Here is a 24,340-nt window from a genome sequence, read left to right as displayed (position 1 = left end):
GTCAAGGTCCTGTCAAGGATCAGGCCGACTTGAGCAGACAGGTTCCGCAGGCCCTCGATATGTTCAATTTCCCCACCTCAGCAGGACTGTTTGCAGCGTCCACCAGCTCTTGCACTTGAGGGCTCGCCCCATAGCGGCGCACCACTCCGACGAACTCTTCAACGTCGTGTCCGCGCATCTCAAGCTTGGGCAGGCCTTCTTGAGTGAATGCTGGCTGCCCGTACTTATCGGTCGCCTGAGCGATGTGGTACAGCTCATGCTCGACCAGTGCGCAGAAGTCAGCGTCGCTGCACTGGGCGCAGTAATCGGCGGCCAGGGTGATGATGTATGCCGGCACGTCGCCGAACCAATCCAGCATCTGCTGTTCCATCCGGGCTTTCTGCCAGCCACCGGCGCGGAACGCTACCTGTTCGGCCTGACCTACGACCGTGCGGCCCTTCTTCATGAAGGCAGCAGACGCCCACATCACGCGAATATCCGCATCGATCAGATGGGCATGTTCTTCGTTGTGGATGCTGCCGGTGTCGGCAAGGATCTCGGCTTGCAGCCATTCCCACACATCCGGAGCCGGAGTCAGGCGGATGCCGAAATCGGATAGCTCTGACAGCTCAAGCAGTGACGATGGAGGGTACGGCCTGTACATGACTTCCCCCCGAGATTTAAACATCAATGGTGAACCGCTATCGATGAAGATGAGTTCAGTGAAATGCAGGCATCCCTACTCTTCAAGAACCTTCATAAAAATCAGCTCCGGATCACCAGGGTCAAGATTCTCTACTACACCGCTAGATTGGTATCCAAGCTGCGCGAGCAATTCCCGCATAGGTGTGTTGGACGTATTGGTCGAAGTAAAAATCTTATTGGCAGAGGAACAATGCTCTAAGTGAGCAACGATCTTCCTACCTATCCCGCATCGCCTGTTTGCATTTGAGACGACCACGAGCGGAACAAACCACTCACCGAAAAAACTTTTATCCAGGCATCCGTAACCGACAGGGGTGGCGGGATCGTCGGCATCACAAGCAACCCAGCATTCACTCTTGCTCACCGCCATTGCGATTTGAGCCCGACGAACATGATCGTTTTCCGCTAAAGAATCCACGCGCACCAAACTTTCGAAGTCGCTGAGAACAGCCTGTCTAATTTGCCAACTCATGATCGCAATCCCTACGGTCAAATCCATAGTTTAATTCATCACCGTTGCTATGAATGCCGTTACGCATGGCTGAGGGATTTGGCGGAAAGCGAACCAGCCCGCTAGGCTCGTTCGATCGCCTCCCAGCCGGGTTGATTGGTTGTCATAAATTTTCTCAGGTGAGGCTAAAGTAGGGCTTGAAATAGTAGCAATCTGCCTGTACTGATGAGGATCTATAAACCCTTGTCGGTCACGTGATACTTCTAAAAACCTTGAGTGTGTTGCAGTCGTTTTGATGAATCTAAATGCGTTTTGGTTGCGACTAAACGTCCATCGGATATTCGATCACCTGGTTTGATCCAATTGCATGTAACCGCTAGTCCTTAAACCCAGCACTGCATCAGCTTAACGGGGAAGAAAATGATTCCGAGATACGTTGTTGTCCCAGCGATTCCAAAGGAAACTGGATCAACGCGCAGCGGATCGCGCTTCTACTGCACAACCGCCTCCATAGAATTCAATGTCTATGACAACGAAGAAAAGTGCCGACTGTTGACTAGCTACCCAACTCGCCCAGAAGCCGGCGCAGAATGCGACCGACTTAACGCTCAGCACCTTCAAAGCATGCTTGTTGGACGTACCCTAGTTAGCTGAACAGGGGCTCTATCTGTAAGCCACCTGGTCAAATCACAGAGGCGAGGGAAATGTTTGAGCGCATCACCGAAGGTTTGGTAGTGCAGGCCGCCAGGGAATGGGCGGCACGAAAGAACAAAAGCGAAGCGACCGCCGTAGCCAACGCAAGTGAAACAATCGCCGCGCTTAAGCGCCCAGCTCAACACAGAGGAATACGACGACGCATTGGCAAATGCTTTATCGCGAGTACGAGGAGTCGTAGCGCCAACCTTCACGCTTGAAGTCGATCAGTTTGGCGGTCATGCGCTCACCTTCTGCAGCCATTCTTCGATGATGCGCTGCACTACCGGCTCGGTGAGGATGGTGGAAGGCTGTTTGCCGTCGATCACTGACTGGATCAGCGCTCGCGGGATGACATGGGCGCCGTCACTGGCTACCACCATCAGGTGCGGGCGCTGGTCGGCGATGTCATGAATGGTTGCGGTCATGCCCTACTCCAAAGTCGCGCCACGATTTGGCGCATTCGAAATCGTGGCGCGGATTAGCTGTATGCCGTCCATCCGGGCTGAAACTTGTTCGGCTGGATCGCCAGCTTGAGATACCCGAGAGCCGGCAGATTCAACGTGAGCATTCCACCCGGGCGCAGACTTGTAGGTGCTAGTCGAGCCCAATCCGCAGGGAATAAGCGTGTTCGTGGTCCGCCGGTCGAGAAACCAACGCCATGATGCTTAAAGGTGTAAAACAGGTAGTCCGGTTCCCGTTAATCAGGGGACGCCATTCACTGGCAGGGAAAGACAATGCTCACGCTCACACGGGAAGAACGAGCCTTTCTACAGGAACTTGCAGGACTGTCGTCCGACTCTAGAGGTAATGAGATATACGTAGGCTTGAACCTTGAAGAATCGGAGCGTTATAGGATTCTGAGCAACTCGTCACATGAGAATACTTTCAAGGAAAAGGATGAATGCCTCGCCCTACAAGACAAACACGATTTTGTCCGTTTCCAGATACTGGACGCCGAGTATGCGAGGCGGGTCGAGAAGCAATCACAACACTGATCTACCGCACGCTCCGAAGCAACCAGGGCGTAATTCCGCGGTGCTATCGGCTCTTGCTGCGCAGGATCTGCGCGTCCACCTGGTCGGCGCACGTGTCGAGCAGCTTGATGGCCTGATCCTTCAGCTCCCACACATCACCGTTTAGGCGAAGGTCGGCTTCGTCTTGGTCCACCCGCTCGCAGGGGATCAGCTCCGGGGCTTCAATTCTTACGGCTTGTGTCTTTGTTACCACTGGCGGCTTTCCCGCGCAGGCCGTCAGGCAAAGGCTGAGCAGCCCAATCACGAACAGGCTTGCTGTTGCGTTTGAGGTCTTCAAAGTTCTTCTCCGCCTTTTTGGCTTTGGCCTGGCTGGCCTGTAAACGTTTGCTCAGGTCTTTCTGGTAGTCGGCGTTGCGCTGGGCTTCAGCGCGCAGCGTGGTGATCGTGGCCTGGCTTTCGAGGTTGGCGTCGACCGCCTTCTTCTTCTCGCTGGCTTCAAATGCCACCTCCCCGCGAAGGGCGACGACGCGCGACTGCTGAATCCCAATGAGGAGCAGGCCGACCAAGGCGATGATGAGTGCAACTGCTGCGGCCTTCACGCGGCATCCGCCTTGCGACCGAGGAAGCGGGTCACCAGCTCGCGAATGGCTGTCACGCCAAGGAAGCCGATCGTGCCACCGGCAGCGACCGACAAACTGGAAGGCCAGGCCATCCACTCGATAATGCTGGACGCGACCAAGCTCAGCGATCCACAGATCAGCGCCTCGAAAACGATCCGGCGCTTACTGGTTTCCTTCGCGTCGTACATGACTCGAAGCAACGATACGGTGATGGACATGATCACGCCCTGCCAGAGCGGATTGCTCAACGCCAGCCAGAGCTTGGCCCATGTGTCTGGCTTGTCAGGCATGTTTGGCATCCGGGTTGCCTCCCCCTTGGGGAGATTGATAAATCCGGCGTCCGCTGCACTCCCAGCTCGGAGCAATGGGTGAGGGGAGCCGAAAACGAAAAAGCCCCAGCGAATGCTGAGGCTCTATTAGATACGAGGAGCAGTTGTCTACTTCAGGGTAGGCTCGCTGTCGATGGAGCGTACTTTAGGAGCAATAATTCCAGTGCGTCGCTGCTCTCCCAAACGGAGAAATTCCCCCCTGAGCCTATTCAAAGATCGATTGTAATCAGCCGCAGATGTTTTTTTCTGTTTCCGAAGGAAGGCGATTAGGTCTTTCTGCTTCAAATACGCAGCACGCGACGCCGCAGCCTTCTTGCCTCTTACGGGCTCACCGACAGGATCCCCGTCCCGAAGAATTGGATATAGCGCATCTTCTTCAGAATCGTTTTTGTCTAGAGGTTTTCCAACAGTGAAAGACGCCAACTTCAAGCCCCTGAAAAATGAGAGAGCGAGCACGGTACCAGTTCTTTCATAGAAACGAAAAACCACCTGCGGTGGGAAGAATCTTGAATAGGGGCACAGTCTTTCCCGAAGTCCACCCAAGACCATCCCAGCGTCGACACAGCAATGCATCGATCTCGCTGATCCAGTCTCGCGCCACCCCGACAGCATGGTGAGGTAAGGGTTCGCGGGCTGCCGGCGTTGATTCCGTACGTCGCACTATCCGGCTATCGACGGCCAGGCTTTCCCAAGGGCTGTCCTGGCTACAGGTAAATTCGAGGCAATAAAAAACCCGGCGCGGCGGCCGGGTTCTGACATACAGATGACTTACCAGGCACCCGTCCCACAAGGGTTTTCTTTCGAGTTATAAGGCTTGGTCAATTTGCTCAGCCCTTTGGTTGGAATCTGACTGGTCAGACCTTCAGCCTTCAACTCAATGGTTTTTGCCTTGCGCATTGCAGCCCAAAATTCAGGAAAATTTCCGGAACAGGCGTTGCATTCAACAAAGAAAGGGTTGCTGTACTCGACACCGTCAACGATAACGTCAAAACCGCCTTTATCGTTGTGCGAGTAGAATTCTTTGCCCGCAATAGTTGCCGAACCGCTTACAGGGCTCATCTCGTCATTCTCGTCGCAGGCAAAGTTCAGGTAACTTTTTGCCTCATCGCCAGCAAAAAATTCAGTCTTCCCTTGGCCCCAGCCAGTTTGCCATTCGTTGGTTGCGGCTGTAGCTGAAGCACAAGCCAAGGAAAGCAAAATCGCAAATGCAGCTTTGTTCATATCCATTTCCCTATCACACTTAGCTGGCCAAATGATGCCAAAGCAATCCTACACGGATATTTTGGGAAGATTGAATGCTGGATATGAAAAAGCCCGACGCGATGGCCGGGCTTTCTAAAAAATTCGATAACTGAATCTGACCTTGTAAAAATTAGGTTGCCTTGTCTGAGGCCTCAGCCGCGAAACATGAATTTCTCAAGCCGTGTCCGATCGCAAAAATTTTTGCGTGATCTGAGACAGGCAACTTTATTGCATCATCAGATGCCGTTTGAACCATTTTCGCAATACTGACCTTTTGAGCGGTGAACTCAGCTGTCCCTAAGGGGCCCTTTTCTGCAGTACCGAGTACAGTACTCGCAACCCCCGCAAGGCCCGACGCAATACCTCCTGCGACTCCGCCTGTTCCGGCAGCCGCAAGCATTGCGCCAGTCACACCCAATACGCCACCTGCGCTACCTATACCTAGCTTGGCTTCTTCGGCGTTTTTTGAGCGTGCTTCGTAATTATTGTGGATCTTCCTACAGTACTCGCTCGCCTCATCCAGATCCGCCCAAGCAGCGAGATATTGAGGCTCGCCCGTGGCCACCGCCCTGTAATTGGCAAGAGTCGGAAAAGGAGGGGTCGTAACTCCGTGACACCCTGCGATGGAAACAGATGCTAGTGCAATCATTGCCAAATTCTTCATGCGCGTCCCTCCCAAGAACCCCAAACGGGGCAATGGAGATATTAGTGACGTCTTCACATTTTGCTAGGCAATGAAAACCCGGCTCTTGGCCGGGTTATGTGAGTAATGCGCGCTCAATGGATTTTACTTCGCACCGCCGTTATCGCGGTCCGTCTGGGCATCCTGATCAGAGCCTGGGTTTCCGGGTGGTGGGTTCCAATCTTCTGGTCGTTCGTCAGTGCCCTGCTTCGGCTCAGATTCGGTCTGCTCTAAACCCGAATCATGTCCTTCACCAGCGTCAGGCGTTTGCTCGCTTGGTCCTGGGTATGGCGCTTCAGGGCCGTTGTTGTCGTCAATCATGATTCTCTCCCGTCAGACGCGCAGGGTCTGCGCTTACTACTGAGAGAAGATTCGAAAACAAGGAGTGCGATCTCCTAGACGAGCGGCCATAAAAAAGCCCCGCACGTTGGCAAGGCTTTCTAATGTCAATCCATAATGCGCAAGATCGACAGGATGGGTAAATACTCTCTCACTTTCTCATTAATTGCAATGGCTTTTTGCTACGCGGCGCAACTTTCGATTAGACCCTCTGCGTCTAGTAGCTCTTGAGCGGCAGTGAGAGCCTCATTTACCTGGTCGTCCAGAGCCTTGCGAATCGAAGAGCGCCACCGATAACGGGTGGATTCCGGCTTGCCGTCGTTGCCCCAGTTGGTGATGTCGTACCAGGCGGCCGGAAGTACGGAGGCAGAACGCTTACCCTCAGCGCCGGCAACTTGAGGAATCGCCCAAGTAAGCACTGCACACTCCCGGAAGCGCTTTGGCGCTGGCGTTTTCACCGAGTTGAGCAGCTCCAGAATGGCGCCGTGCTTACGCTCCTCGTGGGTGGAGTACTTCGCCACGAGTGCGCGCCAGTGAGCTGGAGTTAGCGATTTGTGCAGCCGACCAAACACCCAACAATCCTGGAGGAGCGCCGCCTCCTTACCTACGATCTCTCCTTTCTGCTTGGCGCACTGCACCTTAGGCTCAAAGTCGCAGCCACCCGTGGAGCTAATTGTCTCGGCGGCCAAGGCTCGGACTACGGCGGAAATCACATTGCGATAAGTCATGCTGCGGCCCTCTTCAGTTCGCGGATCTTGGCTCGGTAATCGGCCTTAATAGTTTTGATTTCTTCGACGGTGTGCTTGCAGGCCAGGTGCAGCCCTTCCAGCCAATCGACCTTTTCCGGACCGATCAGCTGGAGGAGCGAAAGCCTGTAATGGACCAAGTTGCCGGACAGGTGCGTGTTGCATGGCGCGCATTGCTTCCACACGTTGAGCGGTTCGAATCGCAGCTCGGGGTTCGCTCCTACAGAGCGGTAGTGCCCGGCGTGGTATTGGCCTTCATGGTGACGACCGCAGCTCACGCAAGGGCGATCGGCATCACGCAGGCGGATCCACTCGTTGAACGCGGCCTGGGCTTCGCGCAAGTGTTCCGCCCTACTCTTCAGCTTCTCCTTGCGGACTTTGATCTCGCGGCGCTCGCACTGGTCGATCGCTTTGCGAGCTTTCTCTTGATGACGCGGGGCATCAATTGCCGCACAAGCCGGACTGCATACGGCCTGCCCCATGCGCGAAGGGATGAAAGATTTCCCACACGATACGACACAGCATTTCTTCGGCTTTGGCTGCTTCCTTCCGATCGTCATGCAGCCTCCTGGCTCAGCAGATCATCGAAGTAAACGCCCTGAGGTGCGAAGCGCGCGACAATGCGGTCGGTGTACGCAATCCCTTGGGAACGATTGAACAGGCTGGTCACCGGGAAGCCGTCCGGGCCGAACAAATGGCATTCGCCCATCATGTCCAGCTTCGTTTCGTATGGCAGATGACGCATCACCCGGTACCACTCAGCCTGAAACCCGGAATCCTCGTTCAGCAGGATCTGCACGCCGATGTGCAGCTTGCAGTAGCGACGGGCTTCAGCCTCATCGCCGATTTGGGTCATTTCCGCGATGCGCTTGTACATCGCGAACCACAACCGGTTCTGGTCGAGCGTGCGGTCCTTGCCTGGGCGCAGCGACACCACGACGAACTTTTTGTCGCGGTACATGGCGCTAAGCCTCGTGATGGCCTCGGAGAGTTTCGCCTGACAGTTCACAGAGATTTTGTCAGCCATGGGTGGCCACCTTGTTGGGCAATCCGTTGATCAGCTCTCCGAGTTGCTGTGTCAGTCGCTCGTTCTCGGCCAGCAACTCCAGCGCCACCTCTTCCACGGTCTTTTCCCCGAGGAAATCCTGCAGCGCCTCGGTATTGCGCTTCCAGTCTGCGCAGTCAGCACGGAATGACGCAGCCTCGGCCCAGAGCAGCTTCTGGAGCTTTTGTTTATCGATGCTCATTGAGCCGCACTCCTTGCTTTCAATTGTTCGGCCTGCTGAATCAGCAGCGCCCGGCGATCCGCCAGCTCATTGGCTGCCAGTATTCGCAGTTCTGTTTTTTCCTCGGCCGATGCTTGGCGCATGGCGAGCATCGAATCCTTCACCGCGGCGAGCTTCTCGCGCAGTTTTGGCGAAGGTCGGGTTACATCACCGGTGAGCAGCGCGACGACAGCCCGCCCGTCTTCGGTGACCGGTGCGACACTCAAGTCGGCCAGGTACAACTGCCCGCGCTCATGTGAGATCCGTTGCATCTGCACGGCTTTGCTGATCGCCTGTGTGCGACGGTTGGCGTCGAACCCTACCGAGACGTGCCAGTTCACCTGCTTGGTGTCTTCACGCGCTTGGCCAACCAGTCGTTCGTAAGTGCTGTTGAACGCCATGCGCGCACCGACCTTGTCGCCGGCATCGAGGACAGGTTTCGCAGCTGCCAGCGCAAGCTGAATCTCGTCGGTCAGCACCACGGTTTCAAACTCGTCATTCGTGGTCATGGCGATCGCCCATGCTTCGTCTTTGCCCGGGCGACAGTCGGCAATCTGAACGCGCTGGAGGATGTCAGCCATTGCGAGCTTGCCCTTCACCTCAAAGCGACAAGCCTTCAGCGCGGCTTTCACAACCGGCACCGAGTAAGCGCAGAGGTCTTCGGCCATCATCGCCGCAGTGCCCGGGTTCATTTCCTGACCCATGGCCTCGGCGGTGGCGCAGATCGCAGCAGCCAATCCGGCAACCTGTTGATCGTTCATTTCAGAGGTATTCATTGCGCTCTCCTGCTTGGCGCTTGGCCAAGACCATTTGCGCGGCCTGTTCGGCGGCGGAGACGTTCGCCTCGGTACGCTCCATCTGGCGGGCAGTCGTCCCGTTGATGCGCTGACCGGTCACCCACTGGGTGTGGTAGCTCTCGGCGTTGGCCAGCAGTTCGTTGAGGCTGTGGCACTTCCGAAGCACCGCGGCATCGCTGGTTTTCAGGAAGTGTGCAGCGACGTGGTGAGCGACATCGGCACCGAGGCGGTCGACCAGTTGACCAAGTTGGCCACCGACCTTGGCGTTCCACACGGGCCAGGTGCTGTAGCGCTTGCGGTAGGCCATGGCGTAGTTCGCCCAGACCTTGAAGGTTTTGCAGGACTGGTCTTTTGGGCCCGGCATGTCAGCGGGAATCTCAACCCGTGGCGCATCGGTGCGATCAACCACCAGAACCAGATTGCGGGCCGGCTTGTCCGGGCTGCCTTGCAAGTCCTGACTGGTATCCTGATTGGTACCCTGATGATTGGTATCCTGATTTGTCGGAGATTTTTCCGACCCTTGCTCGGATTTTTCTCCGACCTTGCTCGGATTTTTTTCCGAGGTAGATCGGATTTTTTTCCGACCTTCGTTCTTTGGTGGGGTCGGATATTTTTCCGACCCATCAAGCTTCTGGTTCCACTCGATCGCCTTCTCGGTCAGGCGGAACAGCGTGATGTTCGAAGTGCTGGAAAGCTCAATCAGACCGGCCTCTTCTAGGGCCTTCAGCATGCGATAAGCAGTATCTGGCTTATCGGTGAGCAACGGCAGCTCCTCGATGATCTTGGCCTTGCTCAGCGCGAAGAAGATCCCGTCGTCAGTCTTGATTGGCTTGGTCCAGCTCGGGCAGCCGTAGACGAAGGCGAACAGCAGTGCCTGCTGAGAATTCAGCCCCCACTCCAGCGCCTTAACCTGATTGATCGTGACGGTAAACTGCATATCAGGTGTTCCGAACCCGTGATGGAAAAAGAAATGTGCGTGACACGTTTTGCGAATTTTGAAAACGTGTCGCGACATGGTTCGGGGTATTGATCGAACGGGATTGGCTCTGCATAATCAGCCCTCTCTAGTTTTGCGAATCAGCCGACCTTCTCCGTCGGCTTTTTTGTGCCTTGGATTCAGGCGGCTTTTACCGAGGCGTCCATCACATCCAGGCTCTGCCGGACGTGGTTGATCTCTTGGCGGATGAGGGATTTTTCGAACGCACTGACGTGGTTGTCGTCCAGTGCTTGGTGAACCGCGATGGTCAGATCGGCGACTTCCTTGCCGACGCTGATCAGCGACTTGGTCAGCGCCTGAGGCTCTGGCGGCGACTTGGAAATTAAGTCAAAGCCGAACTCATTCGCCAAGGCCAGCAGCGGGCGCGTGTCGCCGGTATGCAGCAAAATCCCAAACAGGTGCTCCACGGTCAGGTGGTGAGCGTCGTTATCAGGATTAGCGCGCTGAAGCAGGCTGACGTGTGGAACGCCCATCTTCCCCGCCAGCGCTTTTGCTTCGTTGTCCAGCACAGCGCTCTGGCAGGCCCGCAGAAAATCTTCCATTCGTAAAACCTCAATTTTGTTTCCGTGGTGCCCTGCCAGTGCAGAAGCGATCATCTGTTAATGGATGGCGGACAGGTATTTCACGCGGCGGAACGAGCGCCCTTCTGGGGAACGCACAGCTCACGAGCGGTAATCTTTCCGCCGGTCAGCTCTTCAGCCTTGAACGCTTTTTCAGCGCGCATGGGATGAATCCCGGCGACCCAGTACGAAACTGCTGCCTGAGAAACATCCAACGCCAAAGCGGTTTTGGTTTGCCCGCCGAAGAAGTCGACGAGCCTTTCGATAGGGGTCATATGAGAGCCCTCCTAATAAGCACGCTTATATGCTAAGTAGAAGCACGCTTATTTGCAAGCCGATAAGGGAACTTATAAATTCATGTGCATGAGCACACTTGCAGAACGCGTAAAAGCAGCCCGCGAACACGCCGGAATGAAGCAGGCCCCCCTCGCGAAAATGGTGGGGGTTGAGCAACCGGTGATCTCCCAGTTGGAGAGGGGCAAAAACCTACAGAGCGCGCATCTTCCAAAGATTGCGCACGCCACCGGCGTGAGCGCAATTTGGCTGTCGGACAACATCGGGCCGATGGTTGTGGACGCTAAAGAAGAGTCGAACGTCTCCATGGCTGAGCAGCCGGCACCTAGCTATCGCTACCCTGTGATTAGTTGGGTGTCTGCCGGCTCATGGGCTGAGGCTGTCGAGCCCTACCCCGTTGGCATTTCCGACCGGTACGAATTTTCCGAGTACGACTCCAAAGGCCCCGCGTTCTGGCTGACCGTCAAAGGTGACTCAATGACGGCACCCGCCGGTCAGAGCATCACGGAAGGCACACTAATCCTCGTCGACACCGAAGCTGAGGTCGCGCCGGGTAAGTTGGTCGTAGCCAAGCTGCCGGATAGCAATGAAGCCACATTCAAAAAGCTCGTCAGCGACGGCGGGAGGTTGTTCCTCAAGCCGCTGAATCCTGGCTATCCGATTGAACCATTCGACGAGAATTGTCGGATCGTAGGCGTAGTGGTGCGTGCGCTGCAGAAGTTCTGATAAAGCACAGCATCCGCCGGCAAGCTGACCATATCTCTACTCAGTGGTCGCTTGAGCTGATAGCGCCGAACCAACTCCACAGGAAGCACCGGTAGATGGCAGATCTGATTCAGCAGCTCGATGGCCCAAGGACCTCACAGCAAGAGCTGTTCTACGACCTTGAGGACGCTACGGCGATCATCGGCTGGTCAGTAACCGAGCTGAGTGCACTTGCAGGGCGTGCACGATCTCCCGACGAGGCTATTTTTTTGATGAAAATGGTCTCGCTGCTCACGGAGCAACAGCTAAAGCTCCGCAGGTACGCTGATGAAGTGAAAGTCGGATCCATTGTGCGGGCTGAGGACAATATTTAATAGATTTCCTAGACGCCTTGGGCGACTTTTTCAACGGTTTTGGCAACCTCCCATCCTATGAGAAGCCTCGCGAGCCTGATCCAGTCGGCGCGCTTCAACGGGCATGACCCGTATGCTTATCTCAAGGATGTGCTGACGAGGTTGCCGACGCAGCGAGCCAGTGAGATCGAGCAACTGCTTCCGCATCGGTGGACGCCTGGCCGATCTGAGCAAGTGCGTTTACTTTGTGAGGGGTGTGTGGACTCGTCTGACAATGCAGCGGGCGAGCGAAATCGAACGACTCCTGCCATAAGAATGGGCGCTTCTTCAGCGACTCAACGCACGTCTGCCAACCTTAACTACGACGCAGACTTGATTGCGCCCATTGTTCTGCGCTGGTCACTGGTAATCCATGTATTGCGTTGAATGTCCTCGCTACATCCCACGCCACACCACGGCCCATAGCAAAAACTGCCCGGTATTTTCGTAAATTATCGTCAGGTTTTTCTGCAAGGTCTGCTAGCAACTGCTGCACGCTAAGCTCTCGGCGCTCGACTTTCCGTTCGATGACTTGCTCAACCAAATCAGCCAAAGCGCCGTATGTGAGGGTGTCACCAGCGGTGTAAACGACCTGATTAATAAGGCGCGGGCTGTGCAGGACAATGGCGGCGGTGAGCGTGCCTATGTCTTCCGGTGTTGTCACCGTAACCATGGTTTCAAAGCTGCCCAACGCATTAACCTGTCCGGCGGTTAGGTCAACGACCCCGAAAGCTGGATCGAATAGGAAGCTGGTGAACATGCCGGTGGAAATAATCACCCATTCAGTCCGAGATTGAGCACGTAACAGGTCGCGAACATCCAGTTGCTCGTCGAACAGGTCTTGAGGGCTGCCACGACCAATCAAGTCGTAGTCAACGCCGAACTGCCATGGAATATAGCGTTTCACTCCCGATGTGAGCGCGGCTTCAGTCAACTTAAGCTGAGTACCCCGGCCCGCAGCAAACCCTACGCAACTGATCACCGTGTCGAAGCGTCCCAGCACCGCCGCAAGCTCTTCGATGGAGGCATTGGTGATGTCGGCTGTCTCAATGGCAACCCCTAGCTTCCTGATGGCTTGAATATCCTGTTGTTTTTCCATTGACGAGTTCTGCACAGTGGCTTGACGCAGCAGCACGGTAATGTTCGCCGATTCGGTTGATCGGCCGGCCAGTCCTTGCAATACGGCAAGCCCCAGTTCGCCTGCCCCCAATACCAGAATACGTTGTTTGACGTTTGAAATAGCAGCCTGCATGGTGAGCCCCTGTCTGACGTACTTAATTTGAAGCTAGGAATCTTGTCATGGACATCGATGCGCTAAAAGTAGGTACATCGGTGATACCGAGCGGTCTGGATGCTCAGGAAATCGTGCGCCTTTCACAGAATGCCTGTCGCGAACTGAGCGAGGACGAGGATGGTCTCAAGCGCGATATCCTTAGTCATTCCGGTAACCGATGGTCACTAGGCGTTGTGCATGCGCTGGGTGTGAGTAGCCCCTTGCGCCACGCGGAGTTACGTCGCCGATTGCACGGCGTCACTCAACGCATGCTCACTCACACACTGCGTCAGCTGGAGCGCGACGGCCTGATCTCTCGACGCGATTTTGGCGAGAAGCCCTTGCGTGTCGAATATGCTCTGACCGAGCTTGGAATGGGATTATTGGTGCAGATGATTCCGCTATGGACGTGGGTGATCGAGCAGTCAGAGGGGTTTAATGAGGCTCGCAAGCGTTATGACGAGCGGTAAGGTGGAATAATGCACTGCATCCTAATGTTCGACATGATGTAGGTGGCTTTCCCGGACGCTTACGCTGCTACCCTCCAGATTCCGTCAGGTCAAGAAAGGTGACAGCATGAGCCGAATCCAAGTCGCTCCGAACCGGGAAGAATCCAATACGATCGGCGCACGTCTCCGAGAGGAACGCTTTCGACTGCATATGAGCCAAGAGACATTCGGCGCAATCGGCGGCGTCCGTACCGAGGCGCAGTACAAATACGAGCGAGGTCTGCGCATTCCAAAAGCCGACTACCTCGCCGAGCTGGCTAGAGCGGGTGTCGATATTCTTTACGTGATTACTGGCGCTGCACTTCCAATAACCGCCAGGAAGTTGCGAAAAATTCAGTGCAAAGATGGCTTGGGATCTATATGTGAACCCGTCCAACAACACCTTCAGCCCGCGCCCCCTACGCGGGCTTTTCTTTGCGCGGTATTCGCTGTCTTAGGTGCCACCCTTTAGCCCTTCGATTGCCTGGGCGAACTTCTCTCCTGCCGTTCTCACGTGTTGTCGCCATTCCACTGCAGTGATCACCCCTTCCTGCTCCATCGTATCGGCCATTTTCAGTAATTCATCATATTGATCCTCAACATCCATCCGGATCTCGAGTGCGTCCAGCAGCTTGCGCCAAGCGGCAAGTGCGTGTTCTTTCCGATCGTCGCTCATGGTGATCACCTAGTGGGTCTGTGAACCGGTAGAGATGCGGCGAATGGTGGCGTTCAATCGCGCCGACACGCGGCAGCGCTAAGCGCACACACAGTTAGTCTCCCCTCCCCCTCGCTCTTGCCAAACTCCGGACGGATCAATACTGTATGCATGTCCAGTATAAGCAAGGAGCTATAAATGCCCGCTACCGCTTTTCCAGTTACACACTCTCGCGACTCCTATGAGCTTGTCGGTCGCCGCATTCAGCGGCTTATAACTGCGCCAAGAATGCAGAAAATTCAGGTAGTGACTGTCGCCCGAAACGACGATGAAAGCCCTGAGGCATGGCAGCGAGTTATTCAAGAGATCGGTGAAACCTGCGGTGTGCGAGTCGAACATCTTGAGGGCGGCACGGTTCGGATCGGTTGGCGAGAATACTGCGACGCATGAACGAGCCCGCCAGTGAGCGGGCTTTTAATTGCGCGGATGAAAATAATATAAGCATGCTTATTGACTAGAAAAATAAGTGCGCTTATATTTGTTCCATCGCAGCCATACAAAGCCACTGCGAAGGGCCTCAACAGACCCGTCGCTCTTTAACAGTCAGAAATCTTCGCGGATCGATCCCCGGAAACGGGAACAGCGCGAAACACAAACATCGATCTCCATGCAGGCTCTGGAACCTGCCGAACTCCCCTAATGGGAGGACGCCAAACCATGCAAGCCAGCCGGCGAAGAACACCGAACACGAAATGTGTGACGCCGGCCAGGTGGGGAAACCGCGGCGCCGAGCATGGAGCGGATAGCAACACGGAATTTTTCACTGATGCACCTGGTAACGGGTGCATTGGGAAAACAACCGGGAGTTTGAAATGGTTAAGCAAGATGAACAGGAGGCGCACAACGAGTCGCAAATGGCTCGGTTTGTGAAAATGCTTGCTTCAGGGATCGAGTTTGAAGAACTCGATGTGATGCTTAAAGCATTCGATGATTACAGATCAGCCCCGAAAGTAAAGCGCCAACGCAACAGACCACCGGCCGCGTCGTGGTCGCTCCCTGAAGGAAAAATTTCCTACTCCATAACAGAGGCAGCTCAGTTAATCGGGGTCAAGGCCAGCACTGTCACCGGATATTTGAACGTGAGCGGATTGCCAAGCTTCCGACTAGGCAAGCGCCGTTTGATTCTCGCGGATGACCTTGAAAAATGGCTACGCGTACAGGCCGCAGAAGGAAGGGTGAATACCAGATGAAGTCGCTATCCAACGAACAGATATTGGCATCTGAAATCTCCTCCTATGAGGAAATGCTGAAAACAAGCATTCAGCTTAAAACCCGAGTCGACGAGACGGTTACAGCGCTTGAAACCTCTTACTCCAATATCATTGGTGCGAAGTCGATCTTCGAGGAAATAAAGAAGGAAAACATCGAAGAGCTTCGGCTTTACAGGCAAATAATCGCCCGAGAGGTCGGCGAAATCACTCAGGCAGTCAAGCAACTCAAGTCCAATCTCGATTCAAAAAGCCTTTCCGATCTGAGGGAGTACGTTTCCCTCTGTGAGCGCTTGAAGGTGCTTCAGGATACCGGATTTAAATTTCCAGCCTGACCAACCAGCGCCACGTCAGCGACTGGGTAATCAACAGCGTCAAGCCCAGCTTAAAAACCGGGATTTGAGAACTGGATATAGATACCAAAGTTTGCGAGAACCACCCAGAAAATCACAAAAAGCCACGGGGTTCTCATAGAGAACTGGAGGGATTTGCGATACCCCTTTTGACTGGACTCTGCTTCGCAGAACAGGGGCGAATCATCATAGTTGGCCCCCATTGCAGGCTCACTGCGCAAAAGATGGCTTTGCTTGAAATGCCAGTGATCAATTATTGCGTAAGCAGCTCGAATCCCTGGCCGCGCATTGAGCGAACTCACAATCCCGAGTATGGCCATCAACAAAGGTACAACCAAGGTAAAGATCTTGCCCCATTCCGGGTTGACGTTGGCCATTGAAGATGCGAACGCAATCACCAAAAAAGATTGCGCCGTCAGATTCGCATTTGTTCGATTCGATAGCAGAGTGGTTTCGTACTGAATTTCTCGACGATAGAAATCGAGACGGTCTTTCGGAGTTCCGAATAGTAATGCGTCAGGTGGGAGAGACTCATGCGTACTGACCTTCTCGGTAATGATCTTAGTCACAGTCGCTCACCAAATATGGATCAATTGATTTAGACGCCCGCGGGCTTCAGTGGTTCATTACATCTAACCCCCTTCCCCGCCTCTACCCGCATGCACTCCCCTCCGCGCCCAACGGCAACCAGCGGAGCGGATGAGTGCATCCGAGTTTTGTTGGATCAACACCCGCCACGCTGGAGGCGACCATGAACGCAGCAATAAATATCTGTCAGGCCATGCACGACGCGAAGTTGCCTTCGGCGGTGAGCGAACCGGACGATCAGCGCGAATGGCTGGAAAGCGCCGCTGAACAGCTGGTGTGCGGCTCGGATGTGGAATGGAAGCGTCGGTTTGGCCCGGCGCAGAATGTCACCTCAGCGCAGTATGCCGAACACCTGCAAACGCACCTGAATCAGCGGCAGATCGACGGCCTTGATGATCGCGACTCGTTCGCCAACTTGGTGCTAGCGGTGGTCGTAGGCAGCCCGGCCGAGGCGCTGACCCACGCCAAGCACTTGCTGGGCAGCAATAGTCCGGTGACGCAACTTGAGGCGATCGCAGCCGACTTCCTCCGCCCGCACGCTGCCAACGCGGTCTCTGCCGAGCACGAAGCCGCTGAAGACGATGTGGATGGCGACCTGTGAGCCCGCACATCCTGATCGACCAAGCCCTCGATGGCGTGTCAGCACCTGCCGGCGAAGAAGACATCAGCTTACTAGTTCAGGGGCTCATCACCCGTCTCTTTACCGACGGCGCGATCACCATCGACGAGTTCAACCACTACTGCAAACGGCTGCGTGACATCTGTCAGCGGCGGAAGGAGGACGCATGACCACGGCACCGGTTAAATCGCTGATCGACGAGCAGCTGGAGGATATCGAACACAAGATCGCTCTCCTCGGCTTCGGCCTTCCCTTCAATGAGGTAATCGGCCGCAAGCGCGAGGACCTGGTCGCGAATCTCCCCCAGCGCCTGGCGCCTTCCATGAAGGGCAAGCGGATTGCTGTGAGGGTTCGGTCGTGACCGGTCGCCAGTTCGCCCGCCGCCTTTTCATACGGCGCGGCTCCTTCTCAGCCATCGGTGTATTTACCTTTCTGATGCTGCTCAGCGCCATCGCCGACCGCATCACTCAATAAGCCCATCTTTCAAAGCCGCGCACCTGCTCGGCGGGAGATAGTCATGTCAGCACCCAACCTAACTCTTTGGGAGGAGGTCGAAAAGACCGACCCCAAGTTCACAAAGGAATACACCGGCCTCGGCGGTTTCACTGGTACTGCAGTGAATGCCCAGTACTTGGCTAAACGCGCTACTGAGCAGTTCGGCCCGTGCGGTACCGGCTGGGGTTACGACGTCATCGAGGAGCGCTTCGATATCGGCGGCCCACTTTTGAACAAAGAAGGATCGGTGGTGGCCCATGCCCAGGTGCATACCCTCAAAGTCGCACTTTGGTACCTAGGTGGCGACGGCGAGCGCAAAACAATCACACACTATGGGCACACACCTTTCATCACTCAGAACAAATTCGGAAGTATCAGCACTGACTTCGATGCCCCGAAAAAATCCCTCACCGACGCCATAGGCAAATGCCTGAGCCAGCTCGGCTTCTCTGCCGACATTCGCTTGGGCCTCTACGACGACATTCACTACGTCAACGAACGCTTGGGTGAAGCCGAAATCGAGCGTGCCGAGGACAAGATCGAAGCGAAGGAGCGTCTGGCAGCCGAGTATCGCGATTGGCTCTCGGAAACACTTCACCTGATCGGCACCGCGCAGTCACTCAACGAACTGGAACAGCTCTACAAATCGGCGATACGCAAGCTGGATTTGCGCAAAACTGATCCAGAGTGCGCAGCACACAAACTCAAATTCACACGTGCCAAGGATGCCCGCAAAGTGGACCTTGAAGATGCTATGGAGGGTGCAGCATGACTGACCTTTACAAGCTGAATCGGCAGATGGCCGAACTCGCGGCTCTGGCTGACACCGACGACGACGGGTTACGTCAAGCCATTCAGGACACCGTGGACGGCATCAAAGGCGAGTTCGAAGTAAAGGCTGACAGCGTCGTCATGCTGCGGCGAAATATCGAGGGTGATATCGATGCCATCGACAAGGAAGTCGACCGCCTGAACGAGCTCAAACGCATCAAGAAAAATACCGTTGGGCAACTCAGCGATTACCTGCGTCGGAACATGGAGGCCGCTGACATCAAGTCGATCAAGCGTCCATTATTCACCATCACACTCGCGCTCTCACCTGAGAGGGTCATCGTCGACAACGAACAAGCCGTGCCTGATGAATTCGTCACGCTGAAGAGCGTTATCACTCCGGACAAGAAGACCATCGCCGTCAAACTCAAGGAAATCCGGGATCACAACGACGCTGTCCGCAAGCGCATCGAAGCCGGCGAAGACGCTGAGCACGAACTGCTGCCGGAACCGGCCTGGGCCCACCTTGAGCGCGGCGAAAGCTCGATCCGGATCAAGTGAGGCCAGCATGATCAGCAACCACCTCAACGACGTCGAGCGGCGGCGCCAAGACGCAGACGATCTTTCTGCTCAGATTGCCCAGTTCCTGGCATCAGGCGGAAAGATCGACGTGCCGGAACCGGCGCCGATCAAGTTCACCAGCACCTCCGAGCGGAAGCATCCACCAAGCTTCCAGCGCCCGAGGGTGAAGGACGAAACAACTGAGCGCGTCGCACGAATCCGAGCAATGGCAAAGACGCTGACCCGGAACGAGATCTGCGATCGAGAAGGAATCGCGCTGGCCACGCTGAAGGCGATCGCCTGCAAGCACGCCATCAAGTTCCAAGTTCGGCAGAAAATCGGCACCGCGCCGAACAAAGCGCCGCCAGATGTGGAAGCGCGATTGGTCGCTCAGATCAATGAATGCATCGCCGGCCGCATGAACCGGAGCCAGTGCTGCAAGGCTCTGGCGATCAGTTACAACATGCTCGACCGGATCACCCGGGACAACGAGATCGACTTCCCAAAGCTGAAGCCTGCATTTCGATGAAGCGAAGGCCCCAACAACGCAAACGACAGACCTGGCTGGACTTGCCAGCCAGCGGAATTGAAGAGGTAGGCCATGGCTGTGACCCAGGAAGAAAGAACAGCCAAGCTTGTCGAGAAACGGCAGGAACTGGGCGAGAAGGAATTGCGGCACACAGTTCCGTGTGTCGGTCGGCAGATGCTCGACGAACTGATGATCTGGCATGAGATAAAGGAAGTCAGCGAGGTGATGCAACTGCTGGTGCTGAACACCGAGGCTGCCGATCTGCCGCCGGCGCCGCCGAAAGTTAAAGGCTCCTCGGCGATCATCCGACACTACTTCAGGCAGGGTATGCGTGACCGACTGACCGCGCTCACCGCCGATCTGGGTGAGACGAAAGATCGAGTCACCATCTGGCGGCTGATCGCACATGCCCACTCGCTGGGCGCCGAGAAGTCAGCGCCTTTCTTCGAGATTAAGCGCCACGAATATGAGATGTCAGAAAGCGTGGCGCGCAAATTACGGCAGGCTGGCTTTGCTGAATCGCTAAAAATGAACGACTGAACGTATCGAAGAGTCTCGATGACCATCGCCAACGTCCCTTAGGGTGCTGACCGCATGCAACTATCCGGCGCACTCCATTTTACTTTCTCTTAGGCAAGGTCTCACGAAATCTAGACTTCGTAAGCGGCGGAACGACATTCTTCTCCTTCAAATCTAAAAATCTTTGGGTCCTGAAATACCAAAGCCACATACCGTACAAACATAGGAGAAGTGAAGCCACCCCAAGCCCTAAATAAATCCTGAATAGCCAATCAAGCTCAGCTCGGGACTCCTTAATTATTTCAACGCTCTGCACATTCTTCGCCTGTAGCAAGACAAGCTCGTCGAAGCTCGGCAAGTTATCCTCCCAAGACTTTCGAATATTCGTATAAATCTCAAGACTCAGATTATTACGCTCAGCCTCTTTTATTCTTTGTTGGATATAGGACTGCTTTCCGCGATACGCCTCGATTTTTGCGGTTATAATAGCAGTATCCATACGAGCAGAATTGATACTCTCGTTCAACAATATGTATCTTTTGCTGTAATCAAAGTAAAAAAACAAAAAACAGATTAACCCTGCAATTGCCATGAACTTATAAAGATTGTCTGTTGGAGCTTGCATTACCTATCCCTGAGTTAATCCGTCCGCATGCCGATCTGACTTAATACCCCAACCCAAACCAAATTGCCACCACCGGTCACGGAGGGCGGCGCCTGACTGGAAATCAACTATATCCGGAATGATCGGCGCCCGCGAGGCGCCGCCGAAACGAAAGAGCAACGGAAGGTGAACTCCAGCCTGATTCTTCGAGGGGTTGAAAATCTAGCTTGATCTCAACTATCCAGGCAGATTCGTCGTCAGGAATGGTAAATACCATTTCCCATCATCGTGTTGCCCAAGTGAAAAAAGCCAGAACCGTCGTCTATCGAAAACATTACCGTAGTTTCGGCAAGAAGTTCTTTCAGTGCTTGCAGCGCAAACGGGTCTGTTGGCATCTTAATCAAGATTGAGGAAACCATCCCGTCATCTACCCTATCCATTTGGATGTATTCGTATCCCGCTAAGGATTTACGAAGAGAATGATGACCACCAATTTCTTTTCCTGAACGCACCAGCCTCGCACAAACAGTGGATGCAAACGCATAGCCCGTGATAACGGTATCTGGCTGTGGCGATTCCTTCCATTCGTGAGCATCTTGGCTTTCGATCATGTACGGGCCTTCGCCGATGTATTGACCGTAGTTCTCGACGAGATAAGCCATTTCATATGTTGATTTGACTGTTGATGCGATTTCCATCACTGGCGAGCTCATGCTGACAACAAGCATGGAGGCTGCAGCAAGGCCACGCAAATAAGCTGGTAAGTCATGTTTTTGCACAAGCTCTTTCATCTTGCTCTCCTCCCGGTTCCATGCCGGGCCGAACACAGATACCGTAACGGCCGGCAATATGCCAGCTCAGACAAAGCTCGGCGCTTCAACCAGGCGATGCTTCGACTCCATGTAGCTGGCCAGGTCGATCACCTCGCGAAGGAACACGACCACCTCCAGCTTCACTGCATCGCCCGGCAGCCCTATCCGTTTCAGCATTGCCTTTGCGTCCTCTTCGATAGCTGCCAGCGCATCTACATCGCTCTGCAACCTCATGTCGGCCTCCTGCCCATTTGAGCTGAGGGATACATACACTATTTATGGATTCTCCGGCCAGCGGAATCGAAGAGTTAGGCCATGACCAAGAGCGATGCGGAACGGTACGAGAAGGCCGCGGTCAGGAAGAGTTGCGAATGCGTGCGCTGGCTGGCACTAGGCAAGTGCTGGCCGACTTAAATGGCGCCAGATGGATGAACAGGGCGAAGCGATGACACTCGCCCTGCATCACCTACATGCTCTTGGAGCTGCTGGATCCGCGCCACGAAATCAACGTATCTAAAATCGTTGCGCTGGAGTTTCACCGCAAAAGCCTACTAATGATTCAACAACACCCGGGCGACGAGGTACTCTCTCCAATAATCATTTTTCATGCCAATAACAACGCCCTCCCTCCTCTTCTGCCCTGAGCTTAGCTGCGTCATTGATGGCTTTTTTTCCTAACCTCTCAGACTCTTCGTCCGATCGATAAATCACCAGGAAAGCGCCAACTCGAGTGCAGATTGAATGGCAAGCGAATGCGTCCTCCTCACCAACTTCAACGTTTAGGTGCCTGCAATAGGCTTTGAGTCCATGCTCGCCAACCTGTAAAGGGGCGGTTGATTGAACGCACGTAATGAAACCCACGTCTTCAATTTGCTCTAGGTGAGTAAAGACTTTAGCCGCGGGCACCACAGCAATACCGTCCATAACAAAATCAACCACAGAAACTTTCCTTTTTTATTTACCAATCTTTATGAATACCCCACTTCAACGAATCACGCCAGCCGGCGAGGCAATCGGCTGTCTGGAGCAATTATGAATCCCTACCTGATCACCGGCCCGGCCCAGATCGGCATCAGCGGTGGTCGCACCAGCGGGCACATGGTCTACAAGATCCTCGAAGCACACGGCGGCACCCTCCCGCCAGATGCGCACCTGTTCTTCCAGAACACCGGCAAAGAGCGCGAGGAAACGCTGGTCTTCATCGACCAGATCGCGAAGCGCTGGGACGTGAACATCGTCTGGATGGAGTGGTGTCGGGTTTATGGCCAGCCGGACGATGCGCCCTGGTACAAGCTTGTGGACTTCGAAACCGCCAGTCGCAACGGCGAACCCTTCACGATGATGCTCGAGTATTACGCCGCGTACCGGAAAGCAGAGAAGAATCTACCGCCGGTGCTGCCAAACTTCTCGAACAACATGTGCACCGCGTACCTGAAGGTAAAGATCGGCGAGAAGCACATGCGCGCTCTTGGTTACACCGAGTGGGATTGCGTCGTCGGCATCCGGTACGACGAGCCGAAGCGTTACCACCGCATGATGGCCGCCAATGACCGCGGTGGAACCCGATGGGACAACGTGTGCCCCTCCTATATAGCCGGTGTCACGAAAGAAGATGTTGCCGAATTTTGGTCGGCGCAACCCTTCGACCTCGGCATTGACTCCGACTTCGGCAACTGCGACCTGTGTTGGAAGAAGAACGAAGGCAAGCTGATCAAGACCATCATGGATGACCCATCGCGGGTGATCTGGTGGTCAGGCACTGAGGAGCGATTCGGCCAAGTGTTCCGGCAGGATCGAGCTGATTACAAGACGATTGGCTGGTCTGCCGAGCAACGATCCCGGCAGACCGACTTTGATTTTGACTATCTCGCCGAAGACATCGACTGCTTCTGTGGGGACTGAGTTTCAGCCATGTCTGAAGGGGATATCCCCGTAACCCCAAATCATTGTTCCGATCAAAGTTAAAACGAACGATATCCGCTCTATCCACTTTAGGTTTGGCTGGTACTCCGCCAGCACGGCAATCGCATATAGGTCTCCCCAAGTTCCTGGCTTGTGCAGGTTTGTTGAGGCCGCTATCGATAGGGTTGCGGCTAGCAGTGAAAAGATCGTGGTAATCGATCCGCTTCTTTGAAACCACGTCGCCTGTGATTCCCCAATAGGAACCCAGGGCGCGAACAGCGCTACCAAAGGCGCCACCACTGCAACGCCAAGCATCGCAAATCCGCCCCAGCAATATGGATTTGTGGCCCTTCGAAGCGCCTGTGTTGTATCGACCTCAGACATAAATCTCCCGTTTCTTCAGAGCTGCTGATTGCTCGCTCAACTGTAGCTGATCCCTCACCACCCTCCACCGCCCGGGCATGCCCCGGCATAGGACGCCCCATGCCCACAGAAAACAAAACGGCCGAGCCGATGCCGAGCTTGGCGACCGGCGCAGCGCTTGATGCTTCAACCTGGACCGACTTCGTCCAGCGCCTGCGTTATGACTGCAAAGGTGAGCGGGTCAACGACCACTGCACCTCCGCAGCGATCTTCATTGTTGAAGCCCGACGGATCGTTTGTGGATTGGACATGGATTACACCGAACGGCGCCTGGTGTATTGGGACGGCGGCGAGTCGGTGGCGTATTCGGCCAAGGAGTACTGGGACGGCCTGTCCATCTACCAGAAGCGCGAGCTCAATAAAAAGATGCAGGATTGGTCTGAGTGTCAGTTTATGAAGGCGGACGAGTTGGACCAGCGGCACGTGCTGGGCGAGCTTCCAGAACACACTGTCACCGGCTGGGACGATCGCTGGGAATATATCAGCGCCCACTTCACCCACGATGCAGCCGAAGCCTTCATCAAACGCAAAAAGCACGACTACCGCGACGGGATGCGCGTCTACGTCGAATCGCAGTACTACGCTTGGGAATTCGAAGCAATCAAGAAAGCGATACTCGATGGCACGCTGACCTACACACCGAGGGTTGCAGCATGAAGCGCATCTACCTCAGCGGGCCAATGACCAGCCGGCGTAGAGCAGCCGTC

At 54.9% G+C, this 24,340-nt stretch carries 39 protein-coding genes and 1 pseudogene; 16 read left to right on the top strand and 24 right to left on the bottom strand.

The window, feature by feature from the left end; all coding sequences use genetic code 11:
* Positions 1 to 19: 19 nt before the first annotated feature.
* The 17 genes from ACA061_RS09890 to ACA061_RS09810 form a co-directional block, all read right to left on the bottom strand.
* Positions 20 to 643, bottom strand: a complete 624-nt coding sequence (locus tag ACA061_RS09890) for a putative metallopeptidase (RefSeq protein ID WP_497301310.1) — start codon at positions 641 to 643, stop codon at positions 20 to 22.
* A 75-nt stretch (positions 644 to 718) separates the two neighbouring features.
* Positions 719 to 1,156 carry a GNAT family N-acetyltransferase gene (locus tag ACA061_RS09885; RefSeq protein ID WP_497301308.1) on the bottom strand — a complete coding sequence of 146 codons (438 nt, stop codon included), beginning with the start codon at positions 1,154 to 1,156 and terminating at the stop codon, positions 719 to 721.
* 911 nt (positions 1,157 to 2,067) lie between these two features.
* Positions 2,068 to 2,256 (bottom strand): hypothetical protein, encoded by a 189-nt coding sequence (locus ACA061_RS09880; RefSeq protein ID WP_497301306.1) that lies wholly within the window; start codon positions 2,254 to 2,256, stop codon positions 2,068 to 2,070.
* A gap of 613 nt (positions 2,257 to 2,869) precedes the next feature.
* Positions 2,870 to 3,058 carry a hypothetical protein gene (locus tag ACA061_RS09875; RefSeq protein WP_497301305.1) on the bottom strand — a complete coding sequence of 63 codons (189 nt, stop codon included), beginning with the start codon at positions 3,056 to 3,058 and terminating at the stop codon, positions 2,870 to 2,872.
* Positions 3,027 to 3,404 (bottom strand): hypothetical protein, encoded by a 378-nt coding sequence (locus ACA061_RS09870; protein ID WP_497301304.1) that lies wholly within the window; start codon positions 3,402 to 3,404, stop codon positions 3,027 to 3,029. The genes ACA061_RS09875 and ACA061_RS09870 overlap by 32 nt, the downstream gene beginning before the upstream one ends.
* Complete coding sequence (locus tag ACA061_RS09865; RefSeq protein WP_497301303.1) at positions 3,401 to 3,715, bottom strand: phage holin, lambda family; 315 nt, start codon at positions 3,713 to 3,715, stop codon at positions 3,401 to 3,403. The genes ACA061_RS09870 and ACA061_RS09865 overlap by 4 nt, the downstream gene beginning before the upstream one ends.
* An 807-nt stretch (positions 3,716 to 4,522) precedes the next feature.
* On the bottom strand, positions 4,523 to 4,975 hold the full coding sequence (locus ACA061_RS09860; RefSeq protein WP_210555455.1) for a YfjT/YkfB family phage-associated protein: 453 nt from the start codon (positions 4,973 to 4,975) through the stop codon (positions 4,523 to 4,525).
* Positions 4,976 to 5,126: 151 nt separating this feature from the next.
* Positions 5,127 to 5,660 carry a hypothetical protein gene (locus ACA061_RS09855; RefSeq protein ID WP_497301301.1) on the bottom strand — a complete coding sequence of 178 codons (534 nt, stop codon included), beginning with the start codon at positions 5,658 to 5,660 and terminating at the stop codon, positions 5,127 to 5,129.
* Positions 5,661 to 5,783: 123 nt separating this feature from the next.
* A complete protein-coding gene (locus ACA061_RS09850; protein WP_210555453.1) occupies positions 5,784 to 5,999 on the bottom strand; it encodes a hypothetical protein in 216 nt (71 codons plus the stop codon).
* Positions 6,000 to 6,199: 200 nt separating this feature from the next.
* Positions 6,200 to 6,745, bottom strand: a complete 546-nt coding sequence (locus tag ACA061_RS09845) for a hypothetical protein (RefSeq protein ID WP_210555452.1) — start codon at positions 6,743 to 6,745, stop codon at positions 6,200 to 6,202.
* Positions 6,742 to 7,323 (bottom strand): recombination protein NinG, encoded by a 582-nt coding sequence (locus ACA061_RS09840; RefSeq protein WP_497301299.1) that lies wholly within the window; start codon positions 7,321 to 7,323, stop codon positions 6,742 to 6,744. The genes ACA061_RS09845 and ACA061_RS09840 overlap by 4 nt, the downstream gene beginning before the upstream one ends.
* Complete coding sequence (locus ACA061_RS09835; protein WP_497301298.1) at positions 7,320 to 7,790, bottom strand: hypothetical protein; 471 nt, start codon at positions 7,788 to 7,790, stop codon at positions 7,320 to 7,322. The genes ACA061_RS09840 and ACA061_RS09835 overlap by 4 nt, the downstream gene beginning before the upstream one ends.
* Positions 7,783 to 8,010 (bottom strand): hypothetical protein, encoded by a 228-nt coding sequence (locus ACA061_RS09830; protein WP_497301297.1) that lies wholly within the window; start codon positions 8,008 to 8,010, stop codon positions 7,783 to 7,785. The genes ACA061_RS09835 and ACA061_RS09830 overlap by 8 nt, the downstream gene beginning before the upstream one ends.
* The gene (locus tag ACA061_RS09825) at positions 8,007 to 8,804 is read right to left on the bottom strand and encodes a hypothetical protein (RefSeq protein WP_497301295.1); all 798 of its coding nucleotides are present in this window, start codon (positions 8,802 to 8,804) and stop codon (positions 8,007 to 8,009) included. Before ACA061_RS09825 ends, ACA061_RS09830 begins: the two co-directional genes overlap by 4 nt.
* Positions 8,791 to 9,762: a phage replication protein gene (locus ACA061_RS09820; RefSeq protein WP_497301294.1), complete on the bottom strand. Its 972-nt coding sequence runs from the start codon at positions 9,760 to 9,762 to the stop codon at positions 8,791 to 8,793. The genes ACA061_RS09825 and ACA061_RS09820 overlap by 14 nt, the downstream gene beginning before the upstream one ends.
* A 179-nt stretch (positions 9,763 to 9,941) precedes the next feature.
* Entirely contained in the window at positions 9,942 to 10,364 is a 423-nt protein-coding gene (locus ACA061_RS09815) for a phage regulatory CII family protein (RefSeq protein ID WP_497301293.1), read from the bottom strand.
* 80 nt (positions 10,365 to 10,444) lie between these two features.
* Positions 10,445 to 10,657 carry a transcriptional regulator gene (locus tag ACA061_RS09810; RefSeq protein ID WP_497301292.1) on the bottom strand — a complete coding sequence of 71 codons (213 nt, stop codon included), beginning with the start codon at positions 10,655 to 10,657 and terminating at the stop codon, positions 10,445 to 10,447.
* Between the two features lie 82 nt (positions 10,658 to 10,739).
* Between ACA061_RS09810 and ACA061_RS09805 the strand changes: the two genes are divergently transcribed.
* The 3 genes and pseudogenes from ACA061_RS09805 to ACA061_RS09795 form a co-directional block, all read left to right on the top strand.
* Entirely contained in the window at positions 10,740 to 11,402 is a 663-nt protein-coding gene (locus ACA061_RS09805; protein WP_497301916.1) for a LexA family protein, read from the top strand.
* A 95-nt stretch (positions 11,403 to 11,497) separates the two neighbouring features.
* Positions 11,498 to 11,755 carry a hypothetical protein gene (locus tag ACA061_RS09800; protein WP_497301290.1) on the top strand — a complete coding sequence of 86 codons (258 nt, stop codon included), beginning with the start codon at positions 11,498 to 11,500 and terminating at the stop codon, positions 11,753 to 11,755.
* A 69-nt stretch (positions 11,756 to 11,824) separates the two neighbouring features.
* Positions 11,825 to 11,947 (top strand): annotated as a pseudogene (locus tag ACA061_RS09795) (transposase domain-containing protein); the annotation flags it as partial.
* Positions 11,948 to 12,089: 142 nt separating this feature from the next.
* Here ACA061_RS09795 and ACA061_RS09790 read toward each other — a convergent pair.
* Positions 12,090 to 13,025 carry an aromatic alcohol reductase gene (locus tag ACA061_RS09790; protein ID WP_497301289.1) on the bottom strand — a complete coding sequence of 312 codons (936 nt, stop codon included), beginning with the start codon at positions 13,023 to 13,025 and terminating at the stop codon, positions 12,090 to 12,092.
* A 47-nt stretch (positions 13,026 to 13,072) separates the two neighbouring features.
* Here ACA061_RS09790 and ACA061_RS09785 point away from each other — a divergent pair, with 47 nt between their 5' ends.
* Positions 13,073 to 13,516: a winged helix-turn-helix transcriptional regulator gene (locus ACA061_RS09785; protein WP_497301287.1), complete on the top strand. Its 444-nt coding sequence runs from the start codon at positions 13,073 to 13,075 to the stop codon at positions 13,514 to 13,516.
* 472 nt (positions 13,517 to 13,988) lie between these two features.
* Here the strand turns inward: ACA061_RS09785 and ACA061_RS09780 are convergent, their stop codons facing one another.
* Positions 13,989 to 14,210 (bottom strand): hypothetical protein, encoded by a 222-nt coding sequence (locus tag ACA061_RS09780; RefSeq protein ID WP_497301286.1) that lies wholly within the window; start codon positions 14,208 to 14,210, stop codon positions 13,989 to 13,991.
* A 177-nt stretch (positions 14,211 to 14,387) separates the two neighbouring features.
* Between ACA061_RS09780 and ACA061_RS09775 the strand changes: the two genes are divergently transcribed.
* The 3 genes from ACA061_RS09775 (at position 14,388) to ACA061_RS09765 (ending at position 15,792) form a co-directional block, all read left to right on the top strand.
* Positions 14,388 to 14,639: a DUF1654 domain-containing protein gene (locus ACA061_RS09775; protein ID WP_497301284.1), complete on the top strand. Its 252-nt coding sequence runs from the start codon at positions 14,388 to 14,390 to the stop codon at positions 14,637 to 14,639.
* 422 nt (positions 14,640 to 15,061) lie between these two features.
* On the top strand, positions 15,062 to 15,439 hold the full coding sequence (locus ACA061_RS09770; protein ID WP_497301283.1) for a helix-turn-helix domain-containing protein: 378 nt from the start codon (positions 15,062 to 15,064) through the stop codon (positions 15,437 to 15,439).
* The gene (locus ACA061_RS09765; protein ID WP_497301282.1) at positions 15,436 to 15,792 is read left to right on the top strand and encodes a hypothetical protein; all 357 of its coding nucleotides are present in this window, start codon (positions 15,436 to 15,438) and stop codon (positions 15,790 to 15,792) included. The genes ACA061_RS09770 and ACA061_RS09765 overlap by 4 nt, the downstream gene beginning before the upstream one ends.
* 50 nt (positions 15,793 to 15,842) lie before the next feature.
* Here ACA061_RS09765 and ACA061_RS09760 read toward each other — a convergent pair whose 3' ends face one another.
* Positions 15,843 to 16,379 carry a hypothetical protein gene (locus ACA061_RS09760; RefSeq protein WP_402806983.1) on the bottom strand — a complete coding sequence of 179 codons (537 nt, stop codon included), beginning with the start codon at positions 16,377 to 16,379 and terminating at the stop codon, positions 15,843 to 15,845.
* A gap of 182 nt (positions 16,380 to 16,561) precedes the next feature.
* Here ACA061_RS09760 and ACA061_RS09755 point away from each other — a divergent pair, with 182 nt between their 5' ends.
* The 7 genes from ACA061_RS09755 to ACA061_RS09725 all read left to right on the top strand — a co-directional run bounded on the left by ACA061_RS09755 (position 16,562) and on the right by ACA061_RS09725 (position 19,913).
* Complete coding sequence (locus ACA061_RS09755; RefSeq protein WP_497301280.1) at positions 16,562 to 16,999, top strand: hypothetical protein; 438 nt, start codon at positions 16,562 to 16,564, stop codon at positions 16,997 to 16,999.
* On the top strand, positions 16,996 to 17,187 hold the full coding sequence (locus ACA061_RS09750; protein WP_497301278.1) for a hypothetical protein: 192 nt from the start codon (positions 16,996 to 16,998) through the stop codon (positions 17,185 to 17,187). Before ACA061_RS09755 ends, ACA061_RS09750 begins: the two co-directional genes overlap by 4 nt.
* Positions 17,184 to 17,378: a hypothetical protein gene (locus ACA061_RS09745; protein ID WP_402806975.1), complete on the top strand. Its 195-nt coding sequence runs from the start codon at positions 17,184 to 17,186 to the stop codon at positions 17,376 to 17,378. Before ACA061_RS09750 ends, ACA061_RS09745 begins: the two co-directional genes overlap by 4 nt.
* Before the next feature lie 156 nt (positions 17,379 to 17,534).
* Positions 17,535 to 18,284, top strand: coding sequence for a hypothetical protein (locus ACA061_RS09740; protein WP_497301277.1), 750 nt, complete (start codon positions 17,535 to 17,537; stop codon positions 18,282 to 18,284).
* Complete coding sequence (locus tag ACA061_RS09735; protein WP_497301276.1) at positions 18,281 to 18,844, top strand: siphovirus Gp157 family protein; 564 nt, start codon at positions 18,281 to 18,283, stop codon at positions 18,842 to 18,844. Before ACA061_RS09740 ends, ACA061_RS09735 begins: the two co-directional genes overlap by 4 nt.
* A 7-nt stretch (positions 18,845 to 18,851) precedes the next feature.
* Positions 18,852 to 19,373: a hypothetical protein gene (locus tag ACA061_RS09730; protein WP_497301275.1), complete on the top strand. Its 522-nt coding sequence runs from the start codon at positions 18,852 to 18,854 to the stop codon at positions 19,371 to 19,373.
* Between the two features lie 72 nt (positions 19,374 to 19,445).
* Positions 19,446 to 19,913: a hypothetical protein gene (locus ACA061_RS09725; protein WP_497301273.1), complete on the top strand. Its 468-nt coding sequence runs from the start codon at positions 19,446 to 19,448 to the stop codon at positions 19,911 to 19,913.
* A gap of 79 nt (positions 19,914 to 19,992) precedes the next feature.
* Here the strand turns inward: ACA061_RS09725 and ACA061_RS09720 are convergent, their stop codons facing one another.
* The 4 genes from ACA061_RS09720 to ACA061_RS09705 form a co-directional block, all read right to left on the bottom strand.
* Entirely contained in the window at positions 19,993 to 20,517 is a 525-nt protein-coding gene (locus tag ACA061_RS09720) for a hypothetical protein (RefSeq protein ID WP_497301272.1), read from the bottom strand.
* 236 nt (positions 20,518 to 20,753) lie between these two features.
* Positions 20,754 to 21,287 carry a hypothetical protein gene (locus ACA061_RS09715; RefSeq protein WP_497301271.1) on the bottom strand — a complete coding sequence of 178 codons (534 nt, stop codon included), beginning with the start codon at positions 21,285 to 21,287 and terminating at the stop codon, positions 20,754 to 20,756.
* 66 nt (positions 21,288 to 21,353) lie between these two features.
* Positions 21,354 to 21,542, bottom strand: coding sequence for a hypothetical protein (locus ACA061_RS09710; protein WP_497301270.1), 189 nt, complete (start codon positions 21,540 to 21,542; stop codon positions 21,354 to 21,356).
* A 363-nt stretch (positions 21,543 to 21,905) separates the two neighbouring features.
* The gene (locus ACA061_RS09705; protein WP_497301268.1) at positions 21,906 to 22,247 is read right to left on the bottom strand and encodes a hypothetical protein; all 342 of its coding nucleotides are present in this window, start codon (positions 22,245 to 22,247) and stop codon (positions 21,906 to 21,908) included.
* Between the two features lie 93 nt (positions 22,248 to 22,340).
* Here ACA061_RS09705 and ACA061_RS09700 point away from each other — a divergent pair, with 93 nt between their 5' ends.
* Together ACA061_RS09700 and ACA061_RS09695 are read left to right on the top strand one after the other, a co-directional pair.
* Complete coding sequence (locus tag ACA061_RS09700; RefSeq protein ID WP_497301267.1) at positions 22,341 to 23,210, top strand: adenine nucleotide alpha hydrolase family protein; 870 nt, start codon at positions 22,341 to 22,343, stop codon at positions 23,208 to 23,210.
* Between the two features lie 483 nt (positions 23,211 to 23,693).
* Positions 23,694 to 24,290, top strand: a complete 597-nt coding sequence (locus tag ACA061_RS09695; RefSeq protein ID WP_497301266.1) for a hypothetical protein — start codon at positions 23,694 to 23,696, stop codon at positions 24,288 to 24,290.
* Positions 24,291 to 24,340 lie beyond the last annotated feature (50 nt).

This window comes from Pseudomonas sp. LBUM1668 (assembly GCF_059695715.1).
This window is presented reverse-complemented; position numbering and strand designations above follow the sequence as displayed.